Source organism: Streptomyces sp. NPDC050485 (genome assembly GCF_044458185.1).
Lineage (GTDB): Bacteria > Actinomycetota > Actinomycetes > Streptomycetales > Streptomycetaceae > Streptomyces.
Window position 1 is genome coordinate 183,244 of sequence record NZ_JBITHR010000010.1, and the last position, 24,962, is coordinate 208,205.

A 24,962-nucleotide genomic window follows, 5' to 3' on the forward strand; every position below is an offset into this window, starting at 1 on the left:
ATGACGTAGCGTCAACTCACCTGGTTCTACGGGGAGTCGGGCTTGCCGTCCCCGTAGAGCCAGGTGTCCCACACCGCCGGGAGGCTCTGGCCCGCCTCCTTGTCCACGAAGCGGGTGAACTCCGCGGTCGAGGCGTTGGCGTGCCGGTGGGTGCCCACCCAGTCGCGCAGCAGGGCGTGGAACTTCTCGTCCCCGACGGCCTGACGGATCTTGTGGACGACCATGGCGCCGCGCACGTACACCGGCCGTGCCGACACCTCGGCGGCGGTCGGCGGCTCGGCGGGCGGGAAGGACCAGATCTCGTCGCCGTCGTCCTTGGCGTACTCCTGGTCGAAGAGCCGCTGCGCCGACGGGCCGCCGTGCTCCTCGCTCCACAGCCACTCCGAGTACTGCGCGAAGCCCTCGTTCAGCCACATGTCGCGCCACGTGGCGGGCGTGACGGAATCGCCGAACCACTGGTGGGTCAGCTCGTGCACGAGGGTGGTGGTGTCGAAGTGGTCGAGCGGCATCACCGGCCGGTTCTGCGTCTCCAGGGCGTACCCGGCGCTCTTCGCGGGCGAGACGATGACACCGGTGGAGGAGAACGGATACGGCCCGAAGTTCTTCTCCTCCCACGCCATGATGTCCGGCAGCTGGGCGACGACGGCGGCGGTCTGCTTCTTCACCCTCGGGTCGACGGCGGTGTAGACGGGAATCCCGGACTTGGTGATCCCCTTGTCGTCGATCTCGTACGGCCCGATGGCAACGGTGGCCAGATAAGTCGCCATCGGCTCCTTGGTACGCCAACTGAACGTCGTGCGGCCCTTGTTGGAGGTCTTGGCCGCCAACTCCCCGTTGGACACGGCCTGGAGACCGTCCGGCACGGTCACGTTGATGTCGTACGTGGCCTTGTCGCGCGGGTGGTTGTTGGACGGGAACCAGGTCATCGAACCGGTCGGCTCGCCGAGCGCGAGCACGCCGCCGTCCGGCGATTTCAGCCAGCCCTCCACGGAGCCGTCGAGATCGGTGATGGTCTTCGGGCTGCCCGAGTAGCGGACGTACGCCGTGAACGTCGCGCCCTCGGTCAGCTCCTGGCGGGGGCGCAGTGTGAGCTCGTCCCCGGCCCGGTTGACGGCTGCGGGCCGGCTGTCGACGGTGGCCTCCGCCACGTCCATCCCGGCGAAGTCGAGGTCGAACGCGCTGAGGTCCTTGGTGGCCCGCGCCACGATCGTGGCCCCGCCCTTGAGGTGCCCGGAGGCCGGGTCGTAGTCGAGGTCCAGGCTGTAGTGCTGGACGTGGTAACCGTCGTTGCCGAGCCGGGGGAAGAGCGGGTCGTGCGTGCCGGACGAGCCCGGGGTGCCGTCGACGCCGCCGGTGCAGGAGGTGACGGCGAGGACGGTGAGCAGCGCGGCGGCGAGGCGGACAGGGGTCGACTTCCCTCGCCCCTTCACTGCCGTCCGCCTCTCCGGTCGTTTGTCCACGTCTGCGATCCTACGGGCGCTGCGAGGGCCTTGCGGGCGGAGGTTACTGCTTCAGCTCCGCGACGCCCGCCTGTGCGCACTTCTCGTCCAGGTCATTGCTCGGGGCGCCGGCCACCCGATGCCCGCGACCCCGGGGCGCCCCTCGCCCGGCCGGGCGCGCCACCTGCTAGGAACAGGGTGCCGGGGATGCCCTTGAGGTTCGGGGCCCGGCGAGGCGCCTGAGGTTCATGTGTCGGCCCTCGGGGTGGTCGCGACCCCTTCCGGTCGGCGTACCGGCTGCTCGCGCCGTGCGGGACGGCGTACGGGACGGCGTGCGGGGCCGTAAGCCGATCGGCTGATGCGGGGGTGGCCGGGCCGGGTGACGATGAGTGCAGCGGCCCGTCCCGGCCGCGCCTGGGGACCCGGGTGGCCGGCGCGACGGCCTCGGTGCTGACGCTGTTCTCCCTCAGCCAGCCGGTGCTGTGGTTCTTCGTCACCCCGGACCCGAACCAGAGCGCCGCCGGCCACCTGGTCACCGGCCTCACCTACGCTCCCTTGCTCGCGGTCGGCCCGCTGCTCGCCATTCTGACCCGCCGCTACGCCCGGGACGGCTTCGGGCACGGCTCCTGAGCATCGGGGCACCCGGGGCCACCGAGGCGGGGGCCACCGAGGCCCGGGACACCGAGGCGGGCCACCCGAGCCCGGGGCCGCCGGGGCGAGGGGGGCTGCGGAAGAGGCCCCGGCCCCGGCCATGACACCATCGACCCGTGCTCGACATCGGCTACTCCCTCTCCCGCCGCTTTCCCGACCCCACGCGGACCGACTACGCCCGCGCGGACGTCTACACCCTGCGCCACGACCTGTTCTGCGGAGACGTCTACCTCGCCGACACCAAGGCGGACCGCGAGGTGTCCACAGCCTGGGGATGGGTGCCGGTGCTCGACTTCGCGTGGGCGCTGTGCGACACCGTCGAGCGGCTCGACCGGGACCCGCGCGGCTCGCGCGCCTCGCAGCCCCAGTACGCCGAGATCGACTTCACCGAGTCGCCGGACCGGATGCTCTTCGAGCGCCGTTTCGGCTGGGTGGACGTGGAGGCGGACTGGATGCCCGCCGACGAGCCGCCCCTCACCTTCTCGCACGCCGAACTCCGCCGCGAGACAAGGGACTTCCTGCACGACCTGATCGCCGACCTGACCGACATGCACGAGGGCCTCGGCGACAACCCGATCGTCTGGGACCTCCAGGCCCGCTTCCCCAGGATGGCCTGACCGGCCCGCGGGCCGGCCCTGGGGGCCCGCCACCCCAGGCGGACTGCGGCCGCCCGGGCCCCCGTGACAAGAACCCCCTACGCCTCCACCCGCACCCCGATCTGCGCGGCCAACGAAGGTGCCAGATCGAGGAGTTGGGAGGGCGTGATGACCGCGCCCGCCAGTCGCTCCACCCCGCGCGCGATGTCGAGCAGCGTCACCCCGCGCAGATCGACGCCCTGCATCCGGGCGCCGCTGAAGTCCGCCGCGCGCAGTTCGCAGCCGTGGAACTCGACCCGCTCCAGCCTCGCCCCACCGAAGTCCGGCTCGGACAGGACGCAGTCCTCGAAGACGACATCGCGCAGCTCGGCCTCGCGCAGATTCAGGTAGTCGATCTTCCCGCCCTTGATCAGCACCCGCTCAAGCACCGACCCGTGCAACTGCACTCCGCCCATGCGGACGTCGCGCACCTCCACATCCCGCAGACCGGCCCGGGACAGATCCGTACCCACACCGCGGACCCCCGACAGAACCGAGTCGATGAAGCGGGCACCGCTCAGCCGGGTCTCGTCCAGCGCGCATCCGTAGATGCCGCAGTCGAGGAAGCGGGCACTGCGCGCCTCCTGTCCGCCGAGGTCGAGGTCCCTGAACTCAAGCCCGTCATAGTCACCCTCCGGCTCCAATTCACCCGCGCCGAACGGCGCCAGTGGTGGCAACCGCACCTCCGTCCTGCGGGCTCCCGCCGTCGCCGCCGTCTTCTTCGCACTCCGTGCCGCTGCCATGTCCCCATGCTGGACCATGGCACTGACAATCACCCCTGCTCGGAAGCGGGGGAAGGCCCCGCTCCGTAAATTCGCGGCCCGGACATGTCACATTCGCCGAGCCCGCCCCGTCATATCTCCGAAACGCGCCAGCCCGCGAAGGAGACCACCATGCACCGCCCCGGCAAGGCCCCCCGCCCGTCCCACCCCGGCCGCGTCACCGTCATCGGCGGCGGCTTCGCCGGTCTGACCGCCGCGATCACCGCCGCCGAGGCTGGAGCCGCCGTCACGCTGTACGAGGCGCACGCCACCCTCGGCGGCCGCGCCCGCACCGCCGACGCCCCGTACCGCACCAACGAGGGCCCGCACGCCTTGTACAACGGGGGCCCGCACTGGTCCTGGCTCAAACAGCGCGGGCTGCTCCAGCCGGTCGCGCCGGTGCGCCCCGCGGAAGCCGTACGGTTCCGCTTCCACCGGGACGGAACCCTGCGCCGCACCCCGCCGCTCGGCCTGCTGCGACTGGCCCGCAAATCACCCGAACTCGCCCCGGTGGACGCCGACTTCACCACCTGGGCCACCCGGACCGTCGGCGCCCGGGGCGCCCGCGCCGCCGCCCACTACATCGCCGTCGCGCTCTTCCACCACGATCCGGGCTCGCTCTCCGCCCGTTTCGTACAGGAGCGGCTGCACCGCGCGGCGGCCCTGCCGCCCGAGGCCCACTACCCGGTCGGCGGCTGGGGCGCGCTCATCGACCGGATGGCCGCCCGCGCCTGGGACCTGGGCGTACGCATCGAGACGGACGCCCGCGTCGGCGAACTTCCGGGCGCCGCGGAGGGCCCGGTCGTCGTGGCGACCTCGCTGGCGGCGGCCCGGCGGCTGCTGGGCGACGACACCCTGGACTGGCCCAGCGGCCGCACCGCCCTGCTCGACCTGGCGCTCACCGCCCGCCGTGCCGACCCGTTCGTCGTCTCCGACCTGGACGCGCCGGGCTGGCTGGAGCGCTTCAGCGACGACGCCGACTCGGCCCTCTCTCCGGTCGGCGAGCAGCTCTTCCAGGGCCATTTCCCGATCGCCCCGCACGAGTCGAAGGCGGCCGGGATCGCGCGCGCGGAGGCACTGCTCGACGCCGGGTTCCCGGGCTGGCGCGAGCGCACCACCTGGCGGCGGGAGGCCCTCGCGGCGGGCCGCACCGGCGCGGTCGACCTGCCCGGCACCACGTGGCGCGACCGCCCCGCGATCGACCGGGGCCACGGCGTGTACCTCGCGGGCGACCAGACAGCGGCCCCCGGCGTCCTCTCGGAGGTCGCCTTCAACAGCGCGATGGAGGCGGCGTCTCTGTCCCTGACAGCTCTCAAACTCGCCCGCCTGGACGTGTATCGCGCTTGACGGAGACAGCAGTTGACCTCAACAGAGTCGTAAACGCGGTGAGGCTCCACGAGATCCCCGAAAACCTCGACCCGGCCGAGGCGGTCGCGATGATCGGGACCGGCCGCACCACCATGGGCATCGTTCAGTTCGCCGACCTCAATGCCGAGTCGGTCGCGATAGTTCCCGCCGCGGCGGGCGGGATCGGAACGCTTCTCGTCCAGTACGCGAAGAACCTGGGCGCGACGGTCATCGGACTTGCCGGTGGCGCGGCGAAGGTGGCGCGGGTGAAGGAGAACGGCGCGGAGCCGGGGAACTGTGGGGAAAGTGGTGCTGGTGTCGTAGTGGCGCCGGTCGGCCAGTCAGCCGAGGGCTGCCAGCGCACCCGCTACAAGGGTGCGCGCGGCACCGCCCCGCACAGCTTGCTGCGACAGTCTCGCAAAGGCCCGTTCGTACAAGGCGACTTGGCTGGGCTGGGTGAGCGTGGAGGCGGAATCGAGCGTGTCCGCATGCACCCTGTTGTCATCGAAGATCGTGAAGGTCGGCATGGGCCAGACCGTCCGCTGCGCCGAGACCGGGATGATGCCCACGGCGACGTTCGGGAGATCCATAGCACCGAGCAGGTGGCCGAGCTGTGCGGCCATGGTCTCTGCGCTGCACACCCGGTAGCGCAGGACCGGCTCCTCCAGGACGAACGCGAACCGGTGCGCGCCACTGTGCAGAACCGCGTTGCGTTTCATGCGCGCCGTCACGGCATCGCTCACATCGTCCGGAGCTCCCCGGAACTCCGCGATGGACGACAGGAGGGCAGTCGCGTACCCGGGCGTCTGGAGGAAACCGGGGATGACGTCGGATACGTAGGCGCGGAACGCTCTGGTTCGTTGGTACAGATCCCCCGTGGACTCCTGCAGGCGGCGCAGACCGCTCCGTTGGAGTCGTCTCCACTCCACGTGAGCGTCGGCCGACTGCCTGTTCGCCGCGATCAGATCAGGGATCTGATCACCGGCTCCGCAGGCCCCGCACCATGCCCTGATGTCCGCGTCGGACGGCGGTGTCCTGGCATTCTCGATCCGGGACGACTTCGACTCCGACCAGCCGCACCTGACGGCCAGCTCCCGCCCGCTGATCTCCGCATCCTTCCGGATCTCCCCCAGCCGGCCTGCCAGGGCTTCTCGGGCCGCCTGAACGCTCGATGAGGGATGCGGAGGCATGGATCCGGCCTTCGTCAGACTCTGTACTGGTGGTGCGGGACCGCTCGCTCCCAGACGGCTTCGAAGGCGGTCGAGCACAGCTTCACGGTGTCCGGGTCCTTCGTGATCTCGTCCTCCACCACCACGCCGTCACCCGAGAAATGATGCACCCGGAGTACTGCACCGTCGAAGAGCCAGAAGTCGTTGCCCGGCAGCGGAATGTCCGTGGCCTGTCGCCGTGGCAGCCATCGCACCTGCTCACCCGCGATGACGTTGGCCCGGGTGACGTAGTGCTCCCACCGTATGTAGTCCGACACTGGCTCGGAGACGATTCGGGCCCGGCGGATCACCACACCCCGCGCCACGGAGTCGGTGATCAACTGGTCGTAAGGGTGCCACCAGGACGCACAGTCCTCCCAGTCGATCCGCTCACCGCGCTCCCACGCCTCGAACCGGGGCGTCGGAGCGTAGGAGTCGCGCAACTCCAGGTGTACGGCGGACCGCTCGCACTGACCGAGCAGCTCAGCGAAGCTGGGCACGCTCGACGGCATCACACGCCTCCCTGATCATCGGGATCATCCGGGCCGGAATCCTGACGATGGCTTCATTGTCAGGCACCGGACCGTTCGCGGGGCTGCTGCCCACGCACTGCGCTTCAGTCTCGGCATCCGGCTTCCATCCTTGCAACAAGATCTCTTGAGCTTCCGCATCCGCCCACGCGGTGGGGCAGTGGTCCCGGTCGGTGTCGGGGTCGATGCCGATGAACTCCACGGCCATGGCCAGCTCCCTGGTTTTGGTGCTTGCTCGGGCTTGCATCAGCCTGACCGAGCAGCTGATACAACGTCAGTACCCTTGCGGATACGCCATATCGGCGTGCAAGCCCATGCAAGTTTGTAGAGACCCGAACGAGTCGCCTCTTAGCGTCGTCACCACCACGACAGCACCGAAGGGGCGGCAAGCCATGGCACACGAGAGGCAAACCGCGGACGCGTGCGGCACAGCCAGGGGGTGGCGCTGATGTGGGCCGTTCCGCCGATGAGCTCCAGCTCTCTGGACGCGTGGCTGTACGCAGCCGATCCGGTGGACGGGTGCGGTGGCTGCGCGGCCGCCATGGCACGACTGGAGGCCGCCATTCAGGCCAACGACGCCAGGGCCCGGTTCGACGCCGCAGCCGATGTCCGACGCCACCCCAACCACCAAGCGGAAGCACCCAGATGAGACAAAGGGCACCCGGCTACACCGCCCCGCCCAGTGCCGCCAGCCCCCGTCCGTAAGCCGGTACACCGTCCACAGCTGACTGCACGTGGTGGGCGCTGTGAGCGCTATGACTGATGGAGGTCGAGCCGTGGCGTGGGATACCAGCGACCGGCGCTCACGCCTGCCCAGTGACTGGCGCAAGCGGCGTGCGGTCGCCCTGCGGCGTGATGGCTACCAGTGCGTGGCCAGGCTGGTGGATGGGCCACGGTGCCCCGAGCCCGGTACCGACGTGGACCACATCGAGCCTGGCGACAACCATGACTTGATCAACCTTCAGACGCCGTGCGCCTGGCACCACTCGCGTAAGACCGCTCGTGAAGCGGCGGCGGCCAGGGTGCGGAGGCAGGGGCCACGGCGTACCCGCCCGGAGCGTCCTCATCCTGGCGACTTAGCTTGATGATCAACGATTGGGATACGGACGGCACCGATCACCCCACCGCTTGCCCTACCGGGACAACCATCCCCCGCCCCCCTCACCAAGCCCCTGATCTGCGGGTACCGCCCGCACCCGCAGCCTGGTGAGCGAGGTGGTCAACAGCACCATCCTCGAACCTAGCCTCAGCCGAGCAGGCCGCCCAGCAGTCCAGTCACGGTGCCCAGCAGTCCGGTCACGGTGTTCAGGAGGCCACCGAGGAGGCCTCCGCCGGAACCGCCACCGCGGGCTCCGTCGAAGCCGGTGTCGTCCTGCACGACCGCGTGGCCGTGGTGGTGAGGACCCGCTGGCACGGCCGCGGCAGCGGATGGAACCAGCAGCGTCAGGCAGAGCACCGGAGCGGCGAGGACCGCCGCGACCCGGGCGCGGGTCGATTTGCGTGTGCGATGCGACATGGCTGTCCTTTCAACGGGTCGCGAGGACCGCGACGCGATCACGCTCACCCAGGACGATGCGCCGCGCAACCTGAAATCACTCTCAGTAGTCGCGGAGGCGGGACTCGGCGACTGCGGATGTCGTGTTGCCTACCTGCTCTCACGGAGGCCAAGTCACACCAGGCGGACATGCACGCCAAGGTTGATGCTGCGGGCAACGTTGGGGAGGTACTCGGTGTCTATCTGGGGAGCGTCTGCCTCCGGCCGCCAGGCGGTGGCAGGGAGTGGGCAGTTCGGCCGGACTTGTTGCGGGACCCAACGCCTCAGGGGCTGGGGCGCGCCCTCATGTTCTCAACTCCGGTGGTGACGCGCTGATGTGGGCCATTCCGCCGGTCATTCTCTGGGAACCCCGGGACGCTTACGACCTCCCGGCTGACGCTGCCGTGGAGCCTGCCGACCTCCCGCAGTGCAGTGCCGAGATGGTCAACTATCGATATGTGGGGCCAGAGTTGGGGATCGTTCCGCAAGCGCGGAGGGGTAGGGAGTGACCACCAGGTCCGTCTTCGCGTACGCGGCTCACCGCATCCGCCGACATCCGGCAGGAGAGATCACTCTCACGGCCCGCTGCCTGGCCCCCGGTTGCCGGTGGGAGCTGGACGCGACCAGCGATCTGGCGGCGGGAGACGAAGCGTGCATGGCCCACACGGGTCTCAACCCCGGCCACGACACCTTCGAACGCACCTGGTCCGAAGTGTCGTTGGTGACGCGGCTCGATCGTAGAGACAAGCTTCCGGAGGCTGAGTAGGCCCCGCCTCTGGTCCTCCCGGCGCGTGGGGTCCCAGGCCCCGTCCGACACGTTCCCCCGTGTGTCGGGCCGGGGCCCTTCCACCGCTCCGGCGGGTACTACTCCGCCCCGCCCAGCCTCCGCAGCGCGTCATCCGTGAGCCGGTTCACGGTCCACTCCGACATCGACACTGCTCCGAGTGATCGGTAGAAGTCGACGGCAGACACATTCCAGTCGAGGACCGACCACTCCAGGCGCTCATAGCCGCGCGCCACACAAATGCGGGCCAGTTCGGTGAGGAGGGCCTTGCCGTGGCCGGCTCCCCGGGCCTCGGGGCGTACGTACAGGTCCTCCAGGTAGATGCCGTGCACCCCGCGCCATGTCGAGAAGTTCAGGAACCAGAGCGCGAAGCCCACCGGCTCGCCCGACTCGTCCTGCGCGATGTGCGCGAACGCCGCCGGGTGCTCGCCGAACAGCGCCTCGCGGAGCTGTTCCTCGGTGGCGCGCGCCTCGCCGGGGGCCTTCTCGTACTCGGCGAGCTCGCGGACCATCCGGTGGATCACGGGGATGTCGGCGGCTGTGGCGTTGCGAATCATGGCCGCAGGGTAGGCGGCGGGACGACCGTTCCGCGCGGCCGTTTCGTCGTACGGACATCCTGCCCGAGGGTGCGAGCGGGGGGCGGGTCGGGCGCGCCCTCTCGTGCCGGGCACACGGCCACCCCCTCAGGCACGCCCTCCGGCGCCCGCGAAAGGTCACCCGCCCTGCAGAAGGTCACCCGGCCCCGCCCGGACACCGCCCCGTCCGGATGTCGATCCCCCGTCCTGCCCCACCCCCGTGCGTGAATCACAGCATGAGGCGTTTTCCCCCCGGCCGACGGCCCGCCGGCACACCGCCCCGCAGCACACGGGCCCCGGGCACACAGACCCCCAACCCACCTGCCCAGCCCGCATGTGCCCAGCCCACATCTGCCCAGTCCACACGGTCCCGCCGCGCGCCGCTCGCCGGTGCCGTCCGCCGCATCCTCCGCTACGTCCGCAGCGCCCCCGGCACCTACATCTGGCTGGCCGCGCTCTTCGTCACCACCATCGCCATGCACCACATGTCACCCGACTTCGAGGCGGACTTCCTGCGGCAGCGGTCCACCAACATCCACGAGCTGTCGGCCAACCCCCGCCGGGTGCTGATCGCGAGCGCGTTCTGGATCGACGGCGGCGGCTGGCTCCCGTACGCCCTGCTCTACACCGTCTTCCACGCCCAGGCCGAACGCTGGCTCGGCACCCTGCGCTGGCTGGTCATCGCCTTCGGTACGCACGTGGCCGCCACCTTCATCAGCGAGGGCGCTCTGCTGTGGGCGATCCGGCACGACTACGCGCCCCATTCCGCCGTCAACACCCTTGATGTGGGGGTGAGTTACGCCCTCGCCGGCATCGTCGCCGTACTGACGTACCGGATCGCCCGCCCCTACCGCTACCTCTACCTCGCGGGCGTCCTCGTCATCTACGCCGCCCCGCTCCTGAGCGCGCGCACCTTCACCGATCTGGGCCACTTCGCATCCGTACTCATCGGCCTGGCCTGCTACCCGCTCACCCGCGGGCGGGGCGGCGCCCCCTGGAACCCGGCCGCGACCCTGCGCACCGCCGGCCGCCGCCTCGGCTTCTCCGGGGCGCGGGCCGAGGACTGACGCGCAGGGGGCCGGGCCGGGAGCCGGGCCCCGTACGCGCGACCTCGGCAGGGCCTCAGGAACTCCGGCCGGCTTACGACACCCCCGCCGACGCCAGCACCTTCCCGAACGCCTCCGCGTCGAAGATCGCCCGCCCGTCCCCGCCCGGCTTCTTCCCGTCGATCAGCACCACGGGGCTGCTGTTGACGCCCGAGTCCTCGAACGCGCCCTCCGCCGACTTCACCCAGTCCTTGTACGTGTCCTCGCGCACCGCCTTGTCGAAGGCGGCGCCGCGCAGCCCCGGCACCTTGTCGGCGATCTTCAGCAGGTTGTCGGCGGTGAAGGCGTCATCGGTCTCCTTTTCCGGCTGGCTGGCGAACACTGCCGCGTGGAACTCGGGGAACTTGCCCGCGTCGACCGCCGCCCGCATCGCGTTGACGGCCCGCTTGGAGCTGTTCCCGCCGAAGTTGGCGTCGAGGAACGAGGCGATCGTGTAGCGGATCTTGACCTTGCCCTCGGCCGCGAGCTTGGCGACCGCCGTCGCGCCGCCGCCCTCGTAATGCTTGCAGAACGGGCAGCGCGGATCCTCGTACACGGTCACGGTGTGGGGCGCGGCCGGGTCGCCGACGACGATTTCCGCACCCTCCACCTTCGCGGACAGCTTCGCGAGCGTGGCGGCCTCCGGCGCGGTCTTCACGGTGAGCTCGGCCTGCGAGGACGCACCGGAGCCCGAGCCCGAGGAGCAGGCGGTCGCCGAGAGGCCGAGCCCCATGGCCGCCACCACCACAACGGCGGCACGACGGATAGTGCGTACACCCATGAAAAACCAACCCTTCGGCGCGAAATACCGCAAAATTACCTGACCTTCGACACTAAACACCCGCCCGCACCGCACCGGCCGCCAAAGGTCCCGCCCCACGCCGCCATTGGTCCCACGGATTTCGTAGCGACCCCGCCCACCTGCGAATTCCATGGCTGGACAGCGCCCGCGGCCCGGGTGTACGAACAAGCCCCATGAGCGCGATCAACGGCGGAATCTCCTTCTGGTACGCAACCGACGGCATACCCACGCCCCGCGAGCCGCTGCCCGGCGACACCACCGCCGACGTGGTGATCGTCGGCGGCGGATACACCGGCCTGTGGACGGCGTACTACCTGAAGAAGGCGGCCCCCTTCCTCAACATCACCGTCCTGGAGTCCCGCTTCTGCGGCTACGGCGCCTCCGGCCGCAACGGCGGCTGGCTCTACAACGGCATCGCGGGCCGCGACCGGTACGCGAAGCTGCACGGCCAGGAGAGCGCGGTCCGCCTCCAGCTGGCGATGAACGCCACGGTCGACGAAGTCGTACGCGTCGCCGCCGAGGAGTCGATCGACGCCGACGTCCATCGGGGCGGGGTGCTCGAAGTCGCTTACACACCGGCCCAGTTGGGGCGGCTCAAGGACTTTCACGCCGCCGAGGTGGCCTTCGGCGAGAAGGATCGCGTCCTGATGGGGGCGCGGGAGACCGCCGAGCGCATCCGGGTCAGCGGCGCGGTCGGCTCGACCTGGACCCCGCACGGCGCGCGGATCCACCCGGTGAAGCTCGTCAAGGGCCTGGCCGCCGCGGTCGAGGCGCTCGGCGTCACCCTCCACGAGTCGACGCCGGTCACCGAGATCCGCCCCCGGCACGCCGTCACCCCGTACGGAACGGTCCGCGCGCCCTACATCCTGCGCTGCACCGAAGGGTTCACCGCCTCGCTGAAGGGGGCGCGCCGGGCCTGGCTGCCCATGAACTCGTCCATGATCGCGACCGAGCCGCTCGGCCCCGAGGTGTGGGAGGCGATCGGCTGGGCGGGCCGCGAGACGCTGGGCGACATGGCGCACGCCTACATGTACGCGCAGCGCACCGCCGACGACCGCATCGCGCTGGGCGGCCGGGGCGTCCCGTACCGCTTCGGTTCGAAGACGGACAACGACGGGCGCACCCAGCCCGCCACCATCGAGGCGCTGCGCGACATCCTGGTGCGCTTCTTCCCGCAGCTGGCCGGCGCCCGCGTCAGCCACGCCTGGTCGGGCGTGCTCGGGGTGCCGCGCGACTGGTGCGCGAGCGTCACCCTGGACCGTACGACGGGTCTGGGCTGGGCGGGCGGCTACGTCGGCTCGGGCGTCGCCACCGCCAACCTCGCCGCCCGCACCCTGCGCGACCTCGTCCAGCAGGATTCCGGGCAGGCGGGGCCCACCGAACTGACCACCCTGCCGTGGGTCAACCACAAGGTCCGCACGTGGGAGCCGGAGCCGCTGCGCTGGCTCGGTGTCCAGGGGATGTACGCGGCGTACCGTGCGGCCGACCGGCGCGAGCTGGCGAGCCACGGGGTGGCCACGGACCGGATCGCAACGCTGGCGGACCGGGTCGCGGGGCGGCGCTGAGCCCGGGGCCTCGGGGGAGTTTGCCCACCCGCCCGCCCGTGACTCGGGGCTGGAAGGGCTGAGCCCTGGGGCTGCGCCCCAGACCCCCTGAGGGGCTCCGCCCCTCGAACCCCGGCGGGGGCTCCGCCCCCTGCACCCCCAACTACCCGGGCATATGGCCGCCCCCTACGCCACCACAACCCCGTACTCCCCCACCAGCTCCCCCAGCCCGCCCCGGTACCCCTTCCCTCCGGCCACGAAGTCCCAGTCGCCGCCCGGTCTGCGGCGGAACGAGCCGAGCACCAGGGCCGTTTCGGTGGGGCGGCCGTCGGAGACCGGGAGGCGGTCGAGTTCGCGGCCTGCGGGGTCGCGCAGGCAGATGGCCGCCTCCGTGAACCCGGCCAGGTCCTGGCCCGGGTTCGCCTCGGGGTCGACGGCGGCGACCAGGACCAGCCGGTCGGCGCGTTCCGGCAGCGCGTCGAAGGCCACCCGTACCGCCGCCCGGTCGCCGCCGGTGCCGGGCACCATCCGTACCGAACCCCCCGGATTCTGCGGGTTGTTGAAGAACACGAAGTGCTCCTCGGCCAGCACCCGGCCGCCCCGGCACACCAGCGCGCACACGTCGAGCGCGACCCCGCCGGTCCACGTCATGCCGAGCAGGTTGAAGTCCCCGGACACCGGACCGGATACCTGGCCGGCGGCCTGAGCGGGCACTTGGCCTGGCACCTGGCCGGCGGCCTGAGCGGACATCTGCTCGGACACCCACTCCGGCACCACGCGCTGCGCCGGGACGGCGGGCTCCGGGACGGCCCGCGCGGGGACGGCCGGCTCCGGGACGGCCGGCTCCGGGACGGCCGGCGCGGGTGCGCTCCCGTCGCCGAGGCGGCCGCGCAGGCCGTGCTGGTGCAGCAGGCCCACCAGCTCCTCGCCGTTGACCAGCGTGAGCGGCTTGCCCTCGGCGAAACCGTACGATCCGGGTCCGAAGCCCGAAGTCGTCACCAGTACGCCCTTGTTGGCGCCCGCGCCCTGCACCGTGCCGTACAGATCGCGCACCGCGGTCGGCGGGACCGTGTTGCGGTAGCGCTTGACCTGGACGATGATCCGGCCGCCGCTGATCGGGTCCGGATCGAGGGCCTCGACGTCCACGCCGCCGTCGTTGGAGCGCTGGGTGGTCAGCGCCTGCATGCCGCGGGCCCGGAACAGCTCGGCGACCAGGCCCTCGAACTCGATGGGGTCCATCGTGAACAGGTCGGGCTCCGCGCCGCCCCCGTGCGACACCACGCCCGTGCCCACGTCGGCGGGGCGGCGTCCGGGCCGTACGGCGGTGCGCTGGTCCGGCCGGGCGGAGAGCTGCCCGCGCAACGCCTCCACCAGGCAGTCGACAGCGCTGACCTGCCCGAGGTTGAGCTGCGCGAACGCGGCGCGCGGCACGCTCACCGTGGCCAGGAAGATCTCGGCCCGCCGCCCGGTGGCGGGATCCACGTCATCCACGAACCCGTTCAGGGCGACCGACTCAAGCACCCCGAACTCATCGGCCGCGAACAGATCGCGCAGGACCAGCAGCACGCACTGCGCGAGCGCGTCCCGGTACAGCGCGCGGCGCTGGGTGACCGGCCGGGCCGTCTCCTTCTCCTGGTCCGAACTCGCCACGTAGCGTACGGACTTGACCTCAGGGATCACCTCGTAGCCGGGCAGCTCCCAGTCGAGGACCAGTTGGCGCGCACCCCGGTCGAAGGAGGCCGCCAGCTGGCGGGGGAAGCCCTCGGGCCAGGCGGCCGAGGAGTACAGGGCGGCCGAGAAGTAGTCGACCACCGCGCCCGGATCCCCGGCCCGCAGCGCGTCCGCGAGTTCGGCGATGCCCGCGTTGTGCCCGCGCACCTCGGCGAGCTGCCCGGCCGCCCAGGCGTCGTACTGCGCCCGGTACGCGGCGAGTTGCTCCTGGCGGCGCGCCTCGGCGGCCTGCGCCGCCTGCCAGTCGTGCTGGTAGCGGGCCTGCGCCTGCTGCTGGGCCTGCGCCCGCCGCCCGGCCGTCCAGCCGCCCTGCGCCTGCTGCTGGGCCTGCGCCCGCCGCCCGGCCGTCCAGCCGCCCTGCGCCTGGTACTGCGCCGGATCCGGCATCGGCACCGGCTGGGCGAGCTGCCCGGGCTCGAAGGGGGCGATCTCCTCCGGCCGGGTCAGCGCCGCGGCCCGGAACGGCGCCGACCCGCACCCCGCCGCCAACAGCCCTGCCAGGGCGGCGACTTGGCCCTCCAGCTCCTGCGTACGCAGCCGCGCGTCCGCCTCCCGCCCCTGCCGGTACGCCGCCTGCTGCTCCCGCTGCATCCGCGCGAGATCACGCTCGTACGCCCGCTGCTGCCGCTGCTGCTGCACCACCGCCCGCTGCTGCGCCTCCCGCTGGCGCTGCTGCTGACGCTGCGCCTCGGCCCAGATCCCGACCAGACCGCTGGAACGACGGCTCATGCGTTGACTGCCTTTCTCCCCACACCCCGGAAAGCCCCACGTCCCGGGAGCGCCCCACACCCCGGAAAAGCAAGTGTCCCGGACCTGGCAGGCCCGGGACGCTTTGTTGCGACTTGTTACGGCAGAGCCCCCTGTCGGGTTCGAACCGACGACCCCCGCTTTACAAGAGCGGTGCTCTGGCCAACTGAGCTAAGGAGGCAACCCGAGAAGTGTAACCAACGCTCGCGCGGGCGCGGCGGGAAATTTCATCGCCGCTCACCTGCTGACACGGCGGACATCCCCAGGTAGCGTCCTGACCCAGTCCGCTCAGGTGGACTACACCACTTCTCCCTCTACTCGGATCGTCCGGCACGTTCCTGCCGGTGAAGGGACACATCAGTCATGGCCACTGTCACGTTCGACAAGGCGACCCGGATCTACCCGGGCTCCACCAAGCCCGCGGTCGACGGGCTGGAGATCGAGATCGAGGACGGCGAGTTCCTGGTACTCGTCGGCCCCTCCGGCTGCGGAAAGTCCACCTCCCTGCGCATGCTCGCGGGCCTGGAGGACGTCAACGGCGGAGCGATCCGGATCGGTGAGCGCGACGTCACGCACCTGCCGCCGAAGGACCGGGACATCGCCATGGTGTTCCAGAACTACGCGCTGTACCCGCACATGACCGTCGCCGACAACATGGGCTTCGCCCTCAAGATCGCCGGCGTGAACAAGGCGGAGATCCGGAAGAAGGTCGAGGAAGCCGCCAAGATCCTCGACCTGACCGAGTACCTCGACCGCAAGCCCAAGGCGCTCTCCGGCGGCCAGCGCCAGCGCGTCGCGATGGGCCGGGCCATCGTGCGCGAGCCGCAGGTCTTCCTCATGGACGAGCCGCTGTCCAACCTCGACGCCAAGCTGCGCGTCTCCACCCGTACGCAGATCGCCTCGCTCCAGCGCCGGCTCGGCATCACCACCGTGTACGTCACGCACGACCAGGTCGAGGCCATGACCATGGGCGACCGGGTGGCCGTCCTGAAGGACGGTCTGCTCCAGCAGATCGACTCGCCGCGCAACATGTACGACCGCCCAGCCAACCTGTTCGTCGCCGGATTCATCGGCTCGCCCGCCATGAACCTGGTCGAGGTGCCGATCACCGACGGCGGTGTGAAGTTCGGCAACAGCGTGGTGCCGGTCAGCCGCGAGGCGCTGTCCGCGGCCGCCGACAAGGGCGACCGCACGGTCACGGTCGGCGTGCGCCCCGAGCACTTCGACATCGTGGAGCAGAACGGCGCCGCCGCGAAGTCCCTCACCAAGGAGTCCGCGGACGCCCCGGCGGGCCTCGCGGTCACCGTCAACGTGGTCGAGGAGCTCGGCGCCGACGGCTATGTGTACGGTTCCGCCGAGGTCGGCGGCGAAGTGAAGGACCTGGTGGTCCGGGTCAACGGCCGCGCCGTGCCGGACAAGGGCACGCAGCTGCACGTCGTCCCGCGTCCGGGTGAGACCCACGTGTTCTCCACCTCCACGGGCGAGCGGCTCAGCGACTGACCCGGCCCGATACGCTGGCCGAGGCCCCGCACTCATCTGCGGGGCCGCGGTCCGTCATTTCCGGAGCCGCGGTCCGTCATTTCCGGAGCTTCGGTCCGTCACTTCCGGGGCAGCGGTCCGATGTCGACAAATACCCCGGCACACCGCCCATTTCGAACCTTGTTCGTCAACGCGTGATTCGAAAGGCGGCGTCGAACCATCCCCCGACAGGGTGACGAAATGTCGCCAAATCATCACTCCCCGCTACGCTCGCCTCCGTGACGCACACAGCCCGCCGAATCGGCCGAACCCTCGCCCTCGTCCTGCCCGTCGTCCTCGTGCTCTCCGGGACGCTCGCGGTCACCCGGGTCAACTGGGCCGGCAGCAACGAATCGCAGATCCTGACCGCCTCTTCCGAGAACGTCTCCGTACGCGCCAAGTCCCGCGCCCCGCAGGACGTACTGCGCGACGCGCTCCTGATCGAGCTCCAGGAGAAGGACGCCGGCACCGCCCTCACCCACCTCCAGCGCGAGGTGGAGCGCCGCCCCTCGCTCGCCCAGCACTGCATGTCGATCGCCCGCGCGCTCGGCCGGGCCGCCGTGGAGCACTACGGCCCCGTGAAGGCCCAGTCGTACTCCCGCCCCGTCTGCGACACCTCCTTCGCCTCGGGCGTGGCCCAGGAGCGGTGACGTCCCGCCGTGGGGACGCCTATCGTTCACCGCATGACTCCCAGCACAACTGCGACGTTTCCGACGCAGGCCGTGGTCCTGGCGGGCGGCCAGGGCTCCCGACTTCGTCCGTACACCGACGACCGTCCCAAGCCGATGGTCGAGATCCCGGGCACCGGGGTCCCGATCATCGGCCATCAGCTTGCCTGGCTGGCCGCCGAGGGCGTCACTGACGCCGTCATCTCCTGCGGCCACCTCGCCGACGTCCTCAAGGACTGGCTGGCCAAGACGGATCTGCCGCTGCGCGTCACCACGGTCGTCGAGGACGAACCGCTGGGCCGGGGCGGCGGCCTGAAGCACGCGGCGGCCTCGCTGCCCCACCCCGGCCAGCCCTGGTACGCCACCAACGGCGACATCTGGACGCGCTTCTCGCTCCGCGAGATGGCCTCCTTCCACGGCGAGCGCGACGCGACCGCCACGCTGGCCCTGGCCCGCCCCCGCATCCCGTGGGGCGCCGTCGAGACCGACGCCTTCGGCCACATCACCGACTTCATCGAGTCGCCGCCCTCGCCGTACCTCATCAACGCGGGCGTGTACGTCTTCTCCGCGGCCTTCACCGCGATGCTGCCGGACGTCGGCGACCACGAGCGCACCACGTTTCCCCGGCTGGCTCGGGAGCGCCGGCTGGCCGGGTTCCCGCTGCCGCACGGGGCGTACTGGCGGGCGATCGACACCGCGAAGGACCTCACGGAGGCGGCCAAGGAGCTTGCTGCTCAGCGGGGTTGACCTTGCCTGCCACCCTGCCGGGGCTCCGCCCCCGGACCCCCGCTCCTCAATCGCCGGAGGGGCTGGATTTTTCGCTGAGCAGGACTGGTTTTGCGAGCGGGACTGGTTTTGCTCAACGGCATGCCGAAGGGGGCCGGAATCTCCGGCCCCCTTCTCTTTGCTACTAGCCCAGCAACCCCCCGATCGGGTTCCGGTTGCCGCTGGTGCTGCCTGTGCTGCCCGATGTCGGGCCTGAGCTGGAGGAGGGCGGGGCCTGGGGGGTGCGGTGGTGGGAGGGGGGCTGGCCGCCCGTGCCGGCGGTGTGGCTCGGCTGGCCGGTGGTGCCTGCCGTGGCGGGCTGGTGGGCCTTCGGCTTCTTGGACGGCTTGGCGGAGGGGCTCGCCGAACCGGTGCCCTTCGGCGACGGCTTGGCGCCCTTGGCGGGAGTACGGGGCGCGAGCGCCGGGCCGGTCTCGCTCGGCAGCGGGGTGCCGGGCAGGTAGTTGGTCGGGTCGTCGTCGGGGCCCGGCACCGTCACCACGGTGGTGGAGCGGACCGCGCCGCCGAGCAGCGCGCCGGTCAGCAGGGTCAGGCCGACGACGATGGTCGTCATGACGACGCCGCGGCGCAGCACCCGGCGCCGCAGTTCCCACAGTTCGGAGCGCGGGCCGAGCTTGCGCCAGGCCTCGCCCGCGAGCCGGGCGTCCAGTGAGTACACCGGGGCGCCCGCGATGATCAGCGGGGACCAGGCGGCGAGGTAGATGATGTCGGGCGCGTTGTAGGCGCGTACGTGCTGCCAGCTCACCGTCACCAGCAGGGCCGCCGACAGCAGCGCGCCGAACACGGCCGCCACGCGCTGCCACAGACCGAGCATCGTCAGTACGCCGACGACGACTTGGAGGAAGGCGACGGTGAGGCCCGCGCCCACGGGGTGCTGGAGTGCGAAGTCGCGCAGGGGCTCGGCGAGCGTCCAAGGGTGCAGCGAATTCAGCCACTTGACCATCGAGCCGCGCTCGCCGCCGTCGAAGTACACGGGGTCGCACAGCTTGCCCATGCCGGCGTACACGGAGATGAAACCGAGGAACACGCGCAGCGGGAGCAGCACGACGCCGAGGTTCATGCGGCGGCCCGGGTAATAGGCGTGCCGTACGGCCGAGGTGTCGGTGCGCGGCGGCTGCGCGTCCGAGCCGTCCTCCGCGTATCCGTCCGGATCCTCGAACTCGGGTTCCCCGTACGGTTGTTGACCGTAGGGGGAACGCATCTTCGGAAGCAGCGCGGTTTCCGGTCCGGGGCCCGCGAGCAGCGGGGACCGCATCGTGTCGCCGACGTCGATGCGCGGGATGACCTGCGTCGCACCGGCCTCGTAGCGCTCGCCGCCGACGACGGAGGTGGCGCGGACCGCCTGCAGGAGTCCGCTCGCCCCCGGCGCCGACTTGCCGCTCCACACCACGGGCGCCCTACGGCGCACCGCGGTGCTCGAAATGAGGGGCTTCGGCAGCGACTTGGGCGCAAACAGCACCCGGAAGCTGGCGTGGTTGACGATGACCTGCGCGGGGTCGGCGTCCACCTTGAGCATGCTCAGGGCAGGCTGGTCGTCGATCCCGGGCCGGGGCGTTCTGGTGTCCACACTCATCTAACCGAGTGACGGGTGCTTAGGACACTGCTTGACGGGTCCGAATCTGTCCGAGACCCGTCAAGATCACCTTCTTTCAGGCGCGCCGGCGGGCCGCCTCGTACAGCACGATGCCCGCCGCCACACCGGCGTTGAGCGACTCGGCGCCACCAGGCATCGAGATCCGCACCCGGTAGTCGCAGGTCTCGCCGACGAGTCGGCCAAGTCCCTTGCCCTCACTGCCGATCACGATGACGACCGGGCCGCCGATCTGCTCAAGCTCCTCGACCGTGTGCTCGCCGTCGGCGGCGAGACCGACGATCGTGAGGCCTTCCTTCTTGTAGGCCTCAAGAGCGCGGGTCAGGTTGGTGACGCGGGAGACCGGCGTACGGGCCGCGGTGCCCGCCGACGACTTCCAGGCGCCCGCCGTCATGCCGGCCGCACGCCGCTCGGGGACGACCACGCCGTGGCCGCCGAAGGCGGAGGTGGAGCGGACGATCGCGCCGAGGTTGCGCGGGTCGGTCACGCCGTCGAGGGCCACGATCAGCGGCTCCTCGCCGTTGTCGTACGCGGCGGACGTGAGGTCCTGCGGGTCGGCGTACTCGTACGGCGGCACCTGGAGCACGAGGCCCTGGTGGTTGAGGCCGTTCGTCATCCGGTCGAGCTCGACGCGCGGGGCCTCCATCAGGTTGATGTTGCCGCGCTCGCCGGCGAGCTGGAGCGCCTCGCGGACCCGCTCGTCGTTGTCGATGTACTGCTGGACGTAGAGCGTGGTCGCCGGGACGCCGTCGCGCAGCGCCTCGAAGACGGGGTTGCGGCCCACGACCATCTCGGACGTGCCCTTGGTACCACCGCGGCGCGGGGCGGGACGCCGGGCCTGGGCCTGCTTGGCCTGGGCATTGGCGATGCGGTTCTTCTTGTGTCCCTTGCGGACGGAGGCGGGCGGCGTGGGGCCCCGGCCTTCCAGACCCTTGCGCCGCTGGCCACCGCTGCCGACCGTAGCGCCCTTCTTGTTGGACGTGCGGCGGTTCCTGCGCTGGCTGTTCCCGGCCATGACCTACCTGTTTCCTGTGCATCTGGCGATCCACACGGAGACGCGGATCGTGTACGTACGTATATGAAGTGTGCCGCCCGATCGCCCGGGCGGCACATCGCGCATGGGCTCAGCGCGGGCCGAGGGTCCAGCGGGGGCCGCTGGGGCTGTCCTCGATGACCAGGCCGGACTGGGTCAGCTGGTCACGGATGGCGTCCGCGGTGGCCCAGTCCTTGCGGGACCTGGCCGCCTCGCGCTGCTCCAGGACGAGGCGTACGAGCGTGTCGACGGCCCCGTGCAGTTCTGCGCCGCGGTCGGCTTCCTCGGCCCAGTGCGCGTCCAGCGGGTCCAGGCCGAGCACGCCGAGCATGGCGCGGACCTCGGCGAGGCGGGCGATCGCGGCTTCCTTGTCGTCGGCGGCGAGCGCGCTGTTGCCCTGGCGGACGGTGGTGTGGACGATCGCGAGGGCCCCCGGGACGCCCAGGTCGTCGTTCATGGCCTCGGCGAACGCCGGCGGCACCTGGCCGGCGGGCTCGACGACGCCCCCCGCCTTCTCGACCACGCGCTGGATGAAGCCCTCGATCCGCGCGAACGCGGACTCGGCCTCGCGCAGGGCCTCCTCGCTGTACTCGATCATCGACCGGTAGTGCGGGGTGCCCAGGTAGTAGCGGAGCACGATCGGGCGCCACTGCTTGACCATCTCGGACACGAGGACCGAGTTCCCGAGCGACTTCGACATCTTCTCGCCGCTCATGGTGACCCAGGCGTTGTGCACCCAGTAGTTGGCGAACTCGTCGCCGAACGCCTGGGCCTGGGCGATCTCGTTCTCGTGGTGCGGGAAGATCAGGTCGAGCCCGCCGCCGTGGATGTCGAAGGCGCTGCCCAGGTACTTGTGGGCCATCGCCGAGCACTCCAGGTGCCAGCCCGGACGGCCGCGCCCCCACGGGGTCTCCCAGCTGGGCTCGCCCGGCTTGGCGGCCTTCCACATCGCGAAGTCGCGGGGGTCGCGCTTGCCGGTCTCGCCGTCGCCGGACGGCTGGAGAAGGTTGTCCAGCTCCTGGTTGGACAGGGCGAGGTAGCCCGGGAAGGACCGCACGTCGAAGTAGACGTTGCCGTCCGCCTCGTAGGCGTGGCCGCGCTCGATCAGGCCGCGCATCATCTCGACCATCTCGGTGACGTGGCCGGTGGCGCGCGGCTCATAGGTGGGCGGCAGGCAGCCGAGCGCGGTGTAGCCGTCGGTGAACGCGCGCTCGTTCTCGTATCCGATGGACCACCAGGGGCGGCCCTGCTCGGCCGACTTCCTGATGATCTTGTCGTCGATGTCGGTGACGTTGCGGATGAACGTGACGTCGTAGCCGCGGTAGTCGAACCAGCGGCGCATGATGTCAAAGTTCAGCCCCGACCGGATGTGCCCGATGTGCGGGGCCGCCTGGACGGTGGCGCCACACAGGTAGATCGAGACACAGCCCTGCGTGAGCGGGACGAAATCACGAATCTGCCGGGCGCTGGTGTCGTACAGGCGAATGGTCACCACTCCAGGGTAGTGGCCCAATACCAGTGCCCCGCGACCCTTCCGGGCCACGGGGCACACAATTTGGCGTCTGTTGGGACTCGGAGCCGACCGACGATCTTCCGCGGGGTGATCCGGGCCCCGCCGCGCTTCTACGGCAGCCGGTAGACCAGCGCCGTGGCGATGGCCGCGAGCCCCTCGGCGCGGCCGGTCAGACCGAGCCCGTCGCTGGTGGTCCCGGACACCGCGACCGGCGCCCCGGCCGCCGCCGACAGCGCCTTCTGCGCCTCGTCGCGCCGCTTGCCGATCTTCGGGCGTACGCCGATGACCTGGACCGCGATGTTCCCGATCTCGAAGCCCGCGGCGCGCACGATCCGGGCGGCCTCGGCGAGCAGGGTCACCCCGGAGGCGCCGGACCACTCGGGGCGGTCGGTGCCGAAGTGCGCGCCGAGGTCGCCGACGCCGGCCGCCGAGAAGATCGCGTCGCAGGCCGCGTGCGCGGCGACATCGCCGTCGGAGTGCCCGGCCAGACCCCATTCCGCGTCTTGGGGGCCGTCCCAGAGCAGCCCGGCGCACCACAGCTCGCGCCCGCGCTCGAAGGCGTGGACGTCGGCGCCGATGCCGACCAGCGGGATCACGGGACCGGCGGCAGAGGTTTCAGAAGCCATCGTTGGCCCTCCGTCGTGCGAGTACGGCCTCGGCGAGTACGAGGTCGAGCGGCCGGGTCACCTTGAACGCCTCTTCGTGTCCGGGCACCACCACGACGGTCAGGCCCAGCTGCTCGACCATGCCGGCGTCGTCGGTGACGCTGCCGGTGACCGTCTCGTGGGCGCGTACGAGCGTGGCGCGGTCGAAGCCCTGCGGGGTCTGCACCGCGCGCAGCCGGGCCCGCTCGGGGGTGGCGACGACGGGCTCGGGGCCGCCGTCGGTGCGCGGCTCGACCTCCTTGACGGTGTCGGCGAGCGGGAGCGCGGGGACGACGGCGGGGGCTCCGTCGCGTACCGCCTCGATGACCGCGTCGACGGTGTCGACGGGGACCAGCGGGCGAGCCGCGTCATGGACCAGCACGATGTCGAAGCCGGGCGGCAGCGCGTCCAGGCCCAGCTTCACGGACTCCTGGCGGGTCTCGCCGCCGGGCACCACGAGGAAGTCGGTCCGCTCAGGCAGCGCGTGCTCCGTGAGCAGGTTCTTGACCTCGGTGGCGCCGTCCGGCGGGGCCACGACGACGACCAGCGAGACGGCGCGGGAGGCGGCCATCGCCCGGACGGCGTGGATGAGCATGGGGGTGCCGTTCAGCGCGCGGAGCGCCTTGGGGGCGCCCGGGCCGAGACGCACGCCGCGTCCGGCCGCGGGAATCACCGCGGCGGTGCGGAAAGGGCGCGATTCGTCTGACAAGGTTTGTGTCCTCAAACGACGTGGGTATGGCCTGGGGGAACCCTCTGCTCGAAGAGCGTGGGGGAATGCCGGGCGCTCCGCCCTGACCGGCCCTTCCGTGACACCGGTCAGGCGGGCAGCCCGGGCCCGGCACACCACAGTGCGGGAGCTGTTGGCGAGGGGATACGAACATGCCGCAGCGCCCGGCGACACAGCAATTCTCACTGCTGGTCAGCGGGCACCGCGGCAATGCCGGTCATTCCGGGGCGGGCCCCGGAACGGGTCGGCGTCAGGACGCGAGAACCTCGTCGAGGAGGGCCTCGGCCTTGTCTTCGTTGGTGTTCTCCGCGAGGGCCAGCTCGCTCACCAGGATCTGGCGCGCCTTGGCGAGCATGCGCTTCTCGCCGGCGGACAGTCCGCGCTCGCGCTCACGACGCCACAGGTCACGCACCACTTCGGCGACCTTGATGACATCGCCGGAGGCGAGCTTCTCGAGATTTGCCTTGTAGCGACGGGACCAGTTCGTGGGCTCTTCGGCATACGGTGCGCGCAGCACCTCGAAGACCCGGTCCAGCCCGTCCTGCCCGACCACGTCGCGTACGCCTACGAACTCCGCATTGTCCGCCGGTACGCGCACCGTCAAGTCGCCCTGGGCGACCTTGAGCACCAAGTAGGTCTTGTCCACGCCTTTGATCTGGCGAGTTTCGATGGCCTCGATCAGCGCGGCCCCGTGATGGGGATAGACCACGGTGTCGCCAACCTTGAACGTCATGTGACAGGTACCCCTTCCGTGGCTATCCAGGGTAACACGGATACGGCTTCTTCTGAATGGCGTTTTCGCAGGTCAGGGCATATCTCGGGGCTTGACAACAGCAACAGGAACGTGCTGTGGAAGCCTTGCGGAAGGCGGTATTCGCAGGTCGGAGCGGCTGCGAAGGGGCCGGGAAACACGTACGTTACCCACCCCGGATCGGGGCTCCGAGAGGCCGAACGTCCCGGTTTGCCGGGTTCCAAGCGGTGAACTTGATCTACTCCGTTCGGCGCTCGTTCACCCGTTCGGCCGTCCGGGATTCTTTCGGGAATTGATCAACGGGCCGACCGGCGCGTCACCGCGGCGGATTTTCGGTAAGGAATGTGTGGCGGCCCGG

General features: G+C 70.9%; 25 protein-coding genes, 1 tRNA gene and 2 pseudogenes. 11 read left to right on the plus strand and 17 right to left on the minus strand.

Annotation, left to right across the window (positions count from 1 at the left end; genetic code table 11):
- Positions 1-26: 26 nt before the first annotated feature.
- Together ACIBK6_RS21785 and ACIBK6_RS21790 are read right to left on the minus strand one after the other, a co-directional pair.
- Complete coding sequence (locus ACIBK6_RS21785) at positions 27-1,460, minus strand: M1 family metallopeptidase (RefSeq protein ID WP_399052944.1); 1,434 nt, start codon at positions 1,458-1,460, stop codon at positions 27-29.
- A gap of 43 nt (positions 1,461-1,503) precedes the next feature.
- A pseudogene (locus ACIBK6_RS21790) lies at positions 1,504-1,669 on the minus strand (heme-binding protein); the annotation flags it as partial.
- 196 nt (positions 1,670-1,865) lie between these two features.
- Here ACIBK6_RS21790 and ACIBK6_RS21795 point away from each other — a divergent pair.
- The gene (locus ACIBK6_RS21795; RefSeq protein WP_399053056.1) at positions 1,866-2,069 is read left to right on the plus strand and encodes a hypothetical protein; all 204 of its coding nucleotides are present in this window, start codon (positions 1,866-1,868) and stop codon (positions 2,067-2,069) included.
- A gap of 137 nt (positions 2,070-2,206) precedes the next feature.
- Complete coding sequence (locus ACIBK6_RS21800) at positions 2,207-2,707, plus strand: hypothetical protein (protein ID WP_399052945.1); 501 nt, start codon at positions 2,207-2,209, stop codon at positions 2,705-2,707.
- 77 nt (positions 2,708-2,784) lie between these two features.
- Here ACIBK6_RS21800 and ACIBK6_RS21805 read toward each other — a convergent pair whose 3' ends face one another.
- Positions 2,785-3,468, minus strand: a complete 684-nt coding sequence (locus ACIBK6_RS21805; RefSeq protein ID WP_399052946.1) for a pentapeptide repeat-containing protein — start codon at positions 3,466-3,468, stop codon at positions 2,785-2,787.
- Positions 3,469-3,618: 150 nt separating this feature from the next.
- Here ACIBK6_RS21805 and ACIBK6_RS21810 point away from each other — a divergent pair, with 150 nt between their 5' ends.
- Positions 3,619-4,833 (plus strand): NAD(P)-binding protein, encoded by a 1,215-nt coding sequence (locus tag ACIBK6_RS21810; protein ID WP_399052947.1) that lies wholly within the window; start codon positions 3,619-3,621, stop codon positions 4,831-4,833.
- Positions 4,834-4,859: 26 nt separating this feature from the next.
- Positions 4,860-5,120, plus strand: a pseudogene (locus ACIBK6_RS21815) (oxidoreductase); the annotation flags it as partial.
- 54 nt (positions 5,121-5,174) lie between these two features.
- On the opposite strand, the gene ACIBK6_RS21820 reads toward ACIBK6_RS21815, so the two are convergent.
- From ACIBK6_RS21820 to ACIBK6_RS21830, 3 genes are read right to left on the minus strand one after another with little or no spacing between them, the layout of a single operon-like run.
- Positions 5,175-6,023, minus strand: a complete 849-nt coding sequence (locus tag ACIBK6_RS21820) for a helix-turn-helix domain-containing protein (RefSeq protein WP_399052948.1) — start codon at positions 6,021-6,023, stop codon at positions 5,175-5,177.
- Between the two features lie 14 nt (positions 6,024-6,037).
- Positions 6,038-6,553 (minus strand): DUF6879 family protein, encoded by a 516-nt coding sequence (locus ACIBK6_RS21825; RefSeq protein ID WP_399052949.1) that lies wholly within the window; start codon positions 6,551-6,553, stop codon positions 6,038-6,040.
- A complete protein-coding gene (locus tag ACIBK6_RS21830) occupies positions 6,525-6,779 on the minus strand; it encodes a hypothetical protein (protein ID WP_399052950.1) in 255 nt (84 codons plus the stop codon). Before ACIBK6_RS21830 ends, ACIBK6_RS21825 begins: the two co-directional genes overlap by 29 nt.
- 213 nt (positions 6,780-6,992) lie before the next feature.
- Here ACIBK6_RS21830 and ACIBK6_RS21835 point away from each other — a divergent pair, with 213 nt between their 5' ends.
- Positions 6,993-7,220, plus strand: a complete 228-nt coding sequence (locus tag ACIBK6_RS21835; RefSeq protein WP_399052951.1) for a hypothetical protein — start codon at positions 6,993-6,995, stop codon at positions 7,218-7,220.
- A gap of 597 nt (positions 7,221-7,817) precedes the next feature.
- Here ACIBK6_RS21835 and ACIBK6_RS21840 read toward each other — a convergent pair.
- Positions 7,818-8,087, minus strand: a complete 270-nt coding sequence (locus ACIBK6_RS21840) for a hypothetical protein (protein ID WP_399052952.1) — start codon at positions 8,085-8,087, stop codon at positions 7,818-7,820.
- Between the two features lie 523 nt (positions 8,088-8,610).
- Here ACIBK6_RS21840 and ACIBK6_RS21845 point away from each other — a divergent pair.
- Positions 8,611-8,871 carry a hypothetical protein gene (locus ACIBK6_RS21845; RefSeq protein ID WP_399052953.1) on the plus strand — a complete coding sequence of 87 codons (261 nt, stop codon included), beginning with the start codon at positions 8,611-8,613 and terminating at the stop codon, positions 8,869-8,871.
- A gap of 98 nt (positions 8,872-8,969) precedes the next feature.
- Here the strand turns inward: ACIBK6_RS21845 and ACIBK6_RS21850 are convergent, their stop codons facing one another.
- On the minus strand, positions 8,970-9,446 hold the full coding sequence (locus ACIBK6_RS21850) for a GNAT family N-acetyltransferase (RefSeq protein ID WP_399052954.1): 477 nt from the start codon (positions 9,444-9,446) through the stop codon (positions 8,970-8,972).
- 254 nt (positions 9,447-9,700) lie between these two features.
- On the opposite strand from ACIBK6_RS21850, the gene ACIBK6_RS21855 reads away from it, so the two are divergent.
- On the plus strand, positions 9,701-10,531 hold the full coding sequence (locus tag ACIBK6_RS21855; RefSeq protein WP_399052955.1) for a rhomboid-like protein: 831 nt from the start codon (positions 9,701-9,703) through the stop codon (positions 10,529-10,531).
- 73 nt (positions 10,532-10,604) lie between these two features.
- Here ACIBK6_RS21855 and ACIBK6_RS21860 read toward each other — a convergent pair whose 3' ends face one another.
- The gene (locus ACIBK6_RS21860) at positions 10,605-11,330 is read right to left on the minus strand and encodes a thioredoxin domain-containing protein (protein WP_399052956.1); all 726 of its coding nucleotides are present in this window, start codon (positions 11,328-11,330) and stop codon (positions 10,605-10,607) included.
- A gap of 194 nt (positions 11,331-11,524) precedes the next feature.
- On the opposite strand from ACIBK6_RS21860, the gene ACIBK6_RS21865 reads away from it, so the two are divergent.
- Complete coding sequence (locus ACIBK6_RS21865; protein WP_399052958.1) at positions 11,525-12,916, plus strand: NAD(P)/FAD-dependent oxidoreductase; 1,392 nt, start codon at positions 11,525-11,527, stop codon at positions 12,914-12,916.
- Between the two features lie 165 nt (positions 12,917-13,081).
- Here ACIBK6_RS21865 and ACIBK6_RS21870 read toward each other — a convergent pair whose 3' ends face one another.
- Together ACIBK6_RS21870 and ACIBK6_RS21875 are read right to left on the minus strand one after the other, a co-directional pair.
- On the minus strand, positions 13,082-15,355 hold the full coding sequence (locus ACIBK6_RS21870) for a restriction endonuclease (protein WP_399052959.1): 2,274 nt from the start codon (positions 15,353-15,355) through the stop codon (positions 13,082-13,084).
- 125 nt (positions 15,356-15,480) lie between these two features.
- Positions 15,481-15,554: transfer RNA gene (locus ACIBK6_RS21875), tRNA-Thr, on the minus strand.
- Positions 15,555-15,736: 182 nt separating this feature from the next.
- Between ACIBK6_RS21875 and ACIBK6_RS21880 the strand changes: the two genes are divergently transcribed.
- From ACIBK6_RS21880 to ACIBK6_RS21890, 3 genes are all read left to right on the plus strand, one after another.
- A complete protein-coding gene (locus tag ACIBK6_RS21880) occupies positions 15,737-16,873 on the plus strand; it encodes an ABC transporter ATP-binding protein (protein ID WP_399052960.1) in 1,137 nt (378 codons plus the stop codon).
- 257 nt (positions 16,874-17,130) lie between these two features.
- The gene (locus tag ACIBK6_RS21885; RefSeq protein WP_399052961.1) at positions 17,131-17,541 is read left to right on the plus strand and encodes a hypothetical protein; all 411 of its coding nucleotides are present in this window, start codon (positions 17,131-17,133) and stop codon (positions 17,539-17,541) included.
- A 33-nt stretch (positions 17,542-17,574) separates the two neighbouring features.
- The gene (locus ACIBK6_RS21890; RefSeq protein WP_399052962.1) at positions 17,575-18,306 is read left to right on the plus strand and encodes an NDP-sugar synthase; all 732 of its coding nucleotides are present in this window, start codon (positions 17,575-17,577) and stop codon (positions 18,304-18,306) included.
- Positions 18,307-18,469: 163 nt separating this feature from the next.
- Here the strand turns inward: ACIBK6_RS21890 and ACIBK6_RS21895 are convergent, their stop codons facing one another.
- The 6 genes from ACIBK6_RS21895 to ACIBK6_RS21920 all read right to left on the minus strand — a co-directional run bounded on the left by ACIBK6_RS21895 (position 18,470) and on the right by ACIBK6_RS21920 (position 24,586).
- Positions 18,470-19,918: a DoxX family membrane protein gene (locus ACIBK6_RS21895; protein WP_399052963.1), complete on the minus strand. Its 1,449-nt coding sequence runs from the start codon at positions 19,916-19,918 to the stop codon at positions 18,470-18,472.
- 76 nt (positions 19,919-19,994) lie between these two features.
- The gene (gene rlmB / locus ACIBK6_RS21900; RefSeq protein WP_399052964.1) at positions 19,995-20,951 is read right to left on the minus strand and encodes a 23S rRNA (guanosine(2251)-2'-O)-methyltransferase RlmB; all 957 of its coding nucleotides are present in this window, start codon (positions 20,949-20,951) and stop codon (positions 19,995-19,997) included.
- Positions 20,952-21,060: 109 nt separating this feature from the next.
- Positions 21,061-22,461: a cysteine--tRNA ligase gene (gene cysS / locus ACIBK6_RS21905; RefSeq protein WP_399052965.1), complete on the minus strand. Its 1,401-nt coding sequence runs from the start codon at positions 22,459-22,461 to the stop codon at positions 21,061-21,063.
- Between the two features lie 131 nt (positions 22,462-22,592).
- Positions 22,593-23,108 carry a 2-C-methyl-D-erythritol 2,4-cyclodiphosphate synthase gene (gene ispF / locus ACIBK6_RS21910; protein WP_399052966.1) on the minus strand — a complete coding sequence of 172 codons (516 nt, stop codon included), beginning with the start codon at positions 23,106-23,108 and terminating at the stop codon, positions 22,593-22,595.
- Complete coding sequence (ispD, locus tag ACIBK6_RS21915) at positions 23,098-23,835, minus strand: 2-C-methyl-D-erythritol 4-phosphate cytidylyltransferase (protein WP_399052967.1); 738 nt, start codon at positions 23,833-23,835, stop codon at positions 23,098-23,100. The genes ispF and ispD overlap by 11 nt, the downstream gene beginning before the upstream one ends.
- A 268-nt stretch (positions 23,836-24,103) precedes the next feature.
- Positions 24,104-24,586, minus strand: coding sequence for a CarD family transcriptional regulator (locus tag ACIBK6_RS21920; RefSeq protein WP_003953493.1), 483 nt, complete (start codon positions 24,584-24,586; stop codon positions 24,104-24,106).
- Positions 24,587-24,962 lie beyond the last annotated feature (376 nt).

What these genes read in the sequence shown, in the direction of transcription:
- ACIBK6_RS21805 (WP_399052946.1), bottom strand. Translation starts at nt 3,468, where the DNA reads ATGGCAGCGGCACGGAGTGCGAAGAAGACGGCGGCGACGGCGGGAGCC.
- ACIBK6_RS21810 (WP_399052947.1), top strand. Translation starts at nt 3,619, where the DNA reads ATGCACCGCCCCGGCAAGGCCCCCCGCCCGTCCCACCCCGGCCGCGTC.
- ACIBK6_RS21820 (WP_399052948.1), bottom strand. Translation starts at nt 6,023, where the DNA reads ATGCCTCCGCATCCCTCATCGAGCGTTCAGGCGGCCCGAGAAGCCCTG.
- ACIBK6_RS21825 (WP_399052949.1), bottom strand. Translation starts at nt 6,553, where the DNA reads ATGCCGTCGAGCGTGCCCAGCTTCGCTGAGCTGCTCGGTCAGTGCGAG.
- ACIBK6_RS21830 (WP_399052950.1), bottom strand. Translation starts at nt 6,779, where the DNA reads ATGGCCGTGGAGTTCATCGGCATCGACCCCGACACCGACCGGGACCAC.
- ACIBK6_RS21840 (WP_399052952.1), bottom strand. Translation starts at nt 8,087, where the DNA reads ATGTCGCATCGCACACGCAAATCGACCCGCGCCCGGGTCGCGGCGGTC.
- ACIBK6_RS21850 (WP_399052954.1), bottom strand. Translation starts at nt 9,446, where the DNA reads ATGATTCGCAACGCCACAGCCGCCGACATCCCCGTGATCCACCGGATG.
- ACIBK6_RS21855 (WP_399052955.1), top strand. Translation starts at nt 9,701, where the DNA reads ATGAGGCGTTTTCCCCCCGGCCGACGGCCCGCCGGCACACCGCCCCGC.
- ACIBK6_RS21860 (WP_399052956.1), bottom strand. Translation starts at nt 11,330, where the DNA reads ATGGGTGTACGCACTATCCGTCGTGCCGCCGTTGTGGTGGTGGCGGCC.
- ACIBK6_RS21865 (WP_399052958.1), top strand. Translation starts at nt 11,525, where the DNA reads ATGAGCGCGATCAACGGCGGAATCTCCTTCTGGTACGCAACCGACGGC.
- ACIBK6_RS21870 (WP_399052959.1), bottom strand. Translation starts at nt 15,355, where the DNA reads ATGAGCCGTCGTTCCAGCGGTCTGGTCGGGATCTGGGCCGAGGCGCAG.
- ACIBK6_RS21880 (WP_399052960.1), top strand. Translation starts at nt 15,737, where the DNA reads ATGGCCACTGTCACGTTCGACAAGGCGACCCGGATCTACCCGGGCTCC.
- ACIBK6_RS21890 (WP_399052962.1), top strand. Translation starts at nt 17,575, where the DNA reads ATGACTCCCAGCACAACTGCGACGTTTCCGACGCAGGCCGTGGTCCTG.
- ACIBK6_RS21895 (WP_399052963.1), bottom strand. Translation starts at nt 19,918, where the DNA reads ATGAGTGTGGACACCAGAACGCCCCGGCCCGGGATCGACGACCAGCCT.
- rlmB (WP_399052964.1), bottom strand. Translation starts at nt 20,951, where the DNA reads ATGGCCGGGAACAGCCAGCGCAGGAACCGCCGCACGTCCAACAAGAAG.
- ispF (WP_399052966.1), bottom strand. Translation starts at nt 23,108, where the DNA reads ATGGCTTCTGAAACCTCTGCCGCCGGTCCCGTGATCCCGCTGGTCGGC.
- ACIBK6_RS21920 (WP_003953493.1), bottom strand. Translation starts at nt 24,586, where the DNA reads ATGACGTTCAAGGTTGGCGACACCGTGGTCTATCCCCATCACGGGGCC.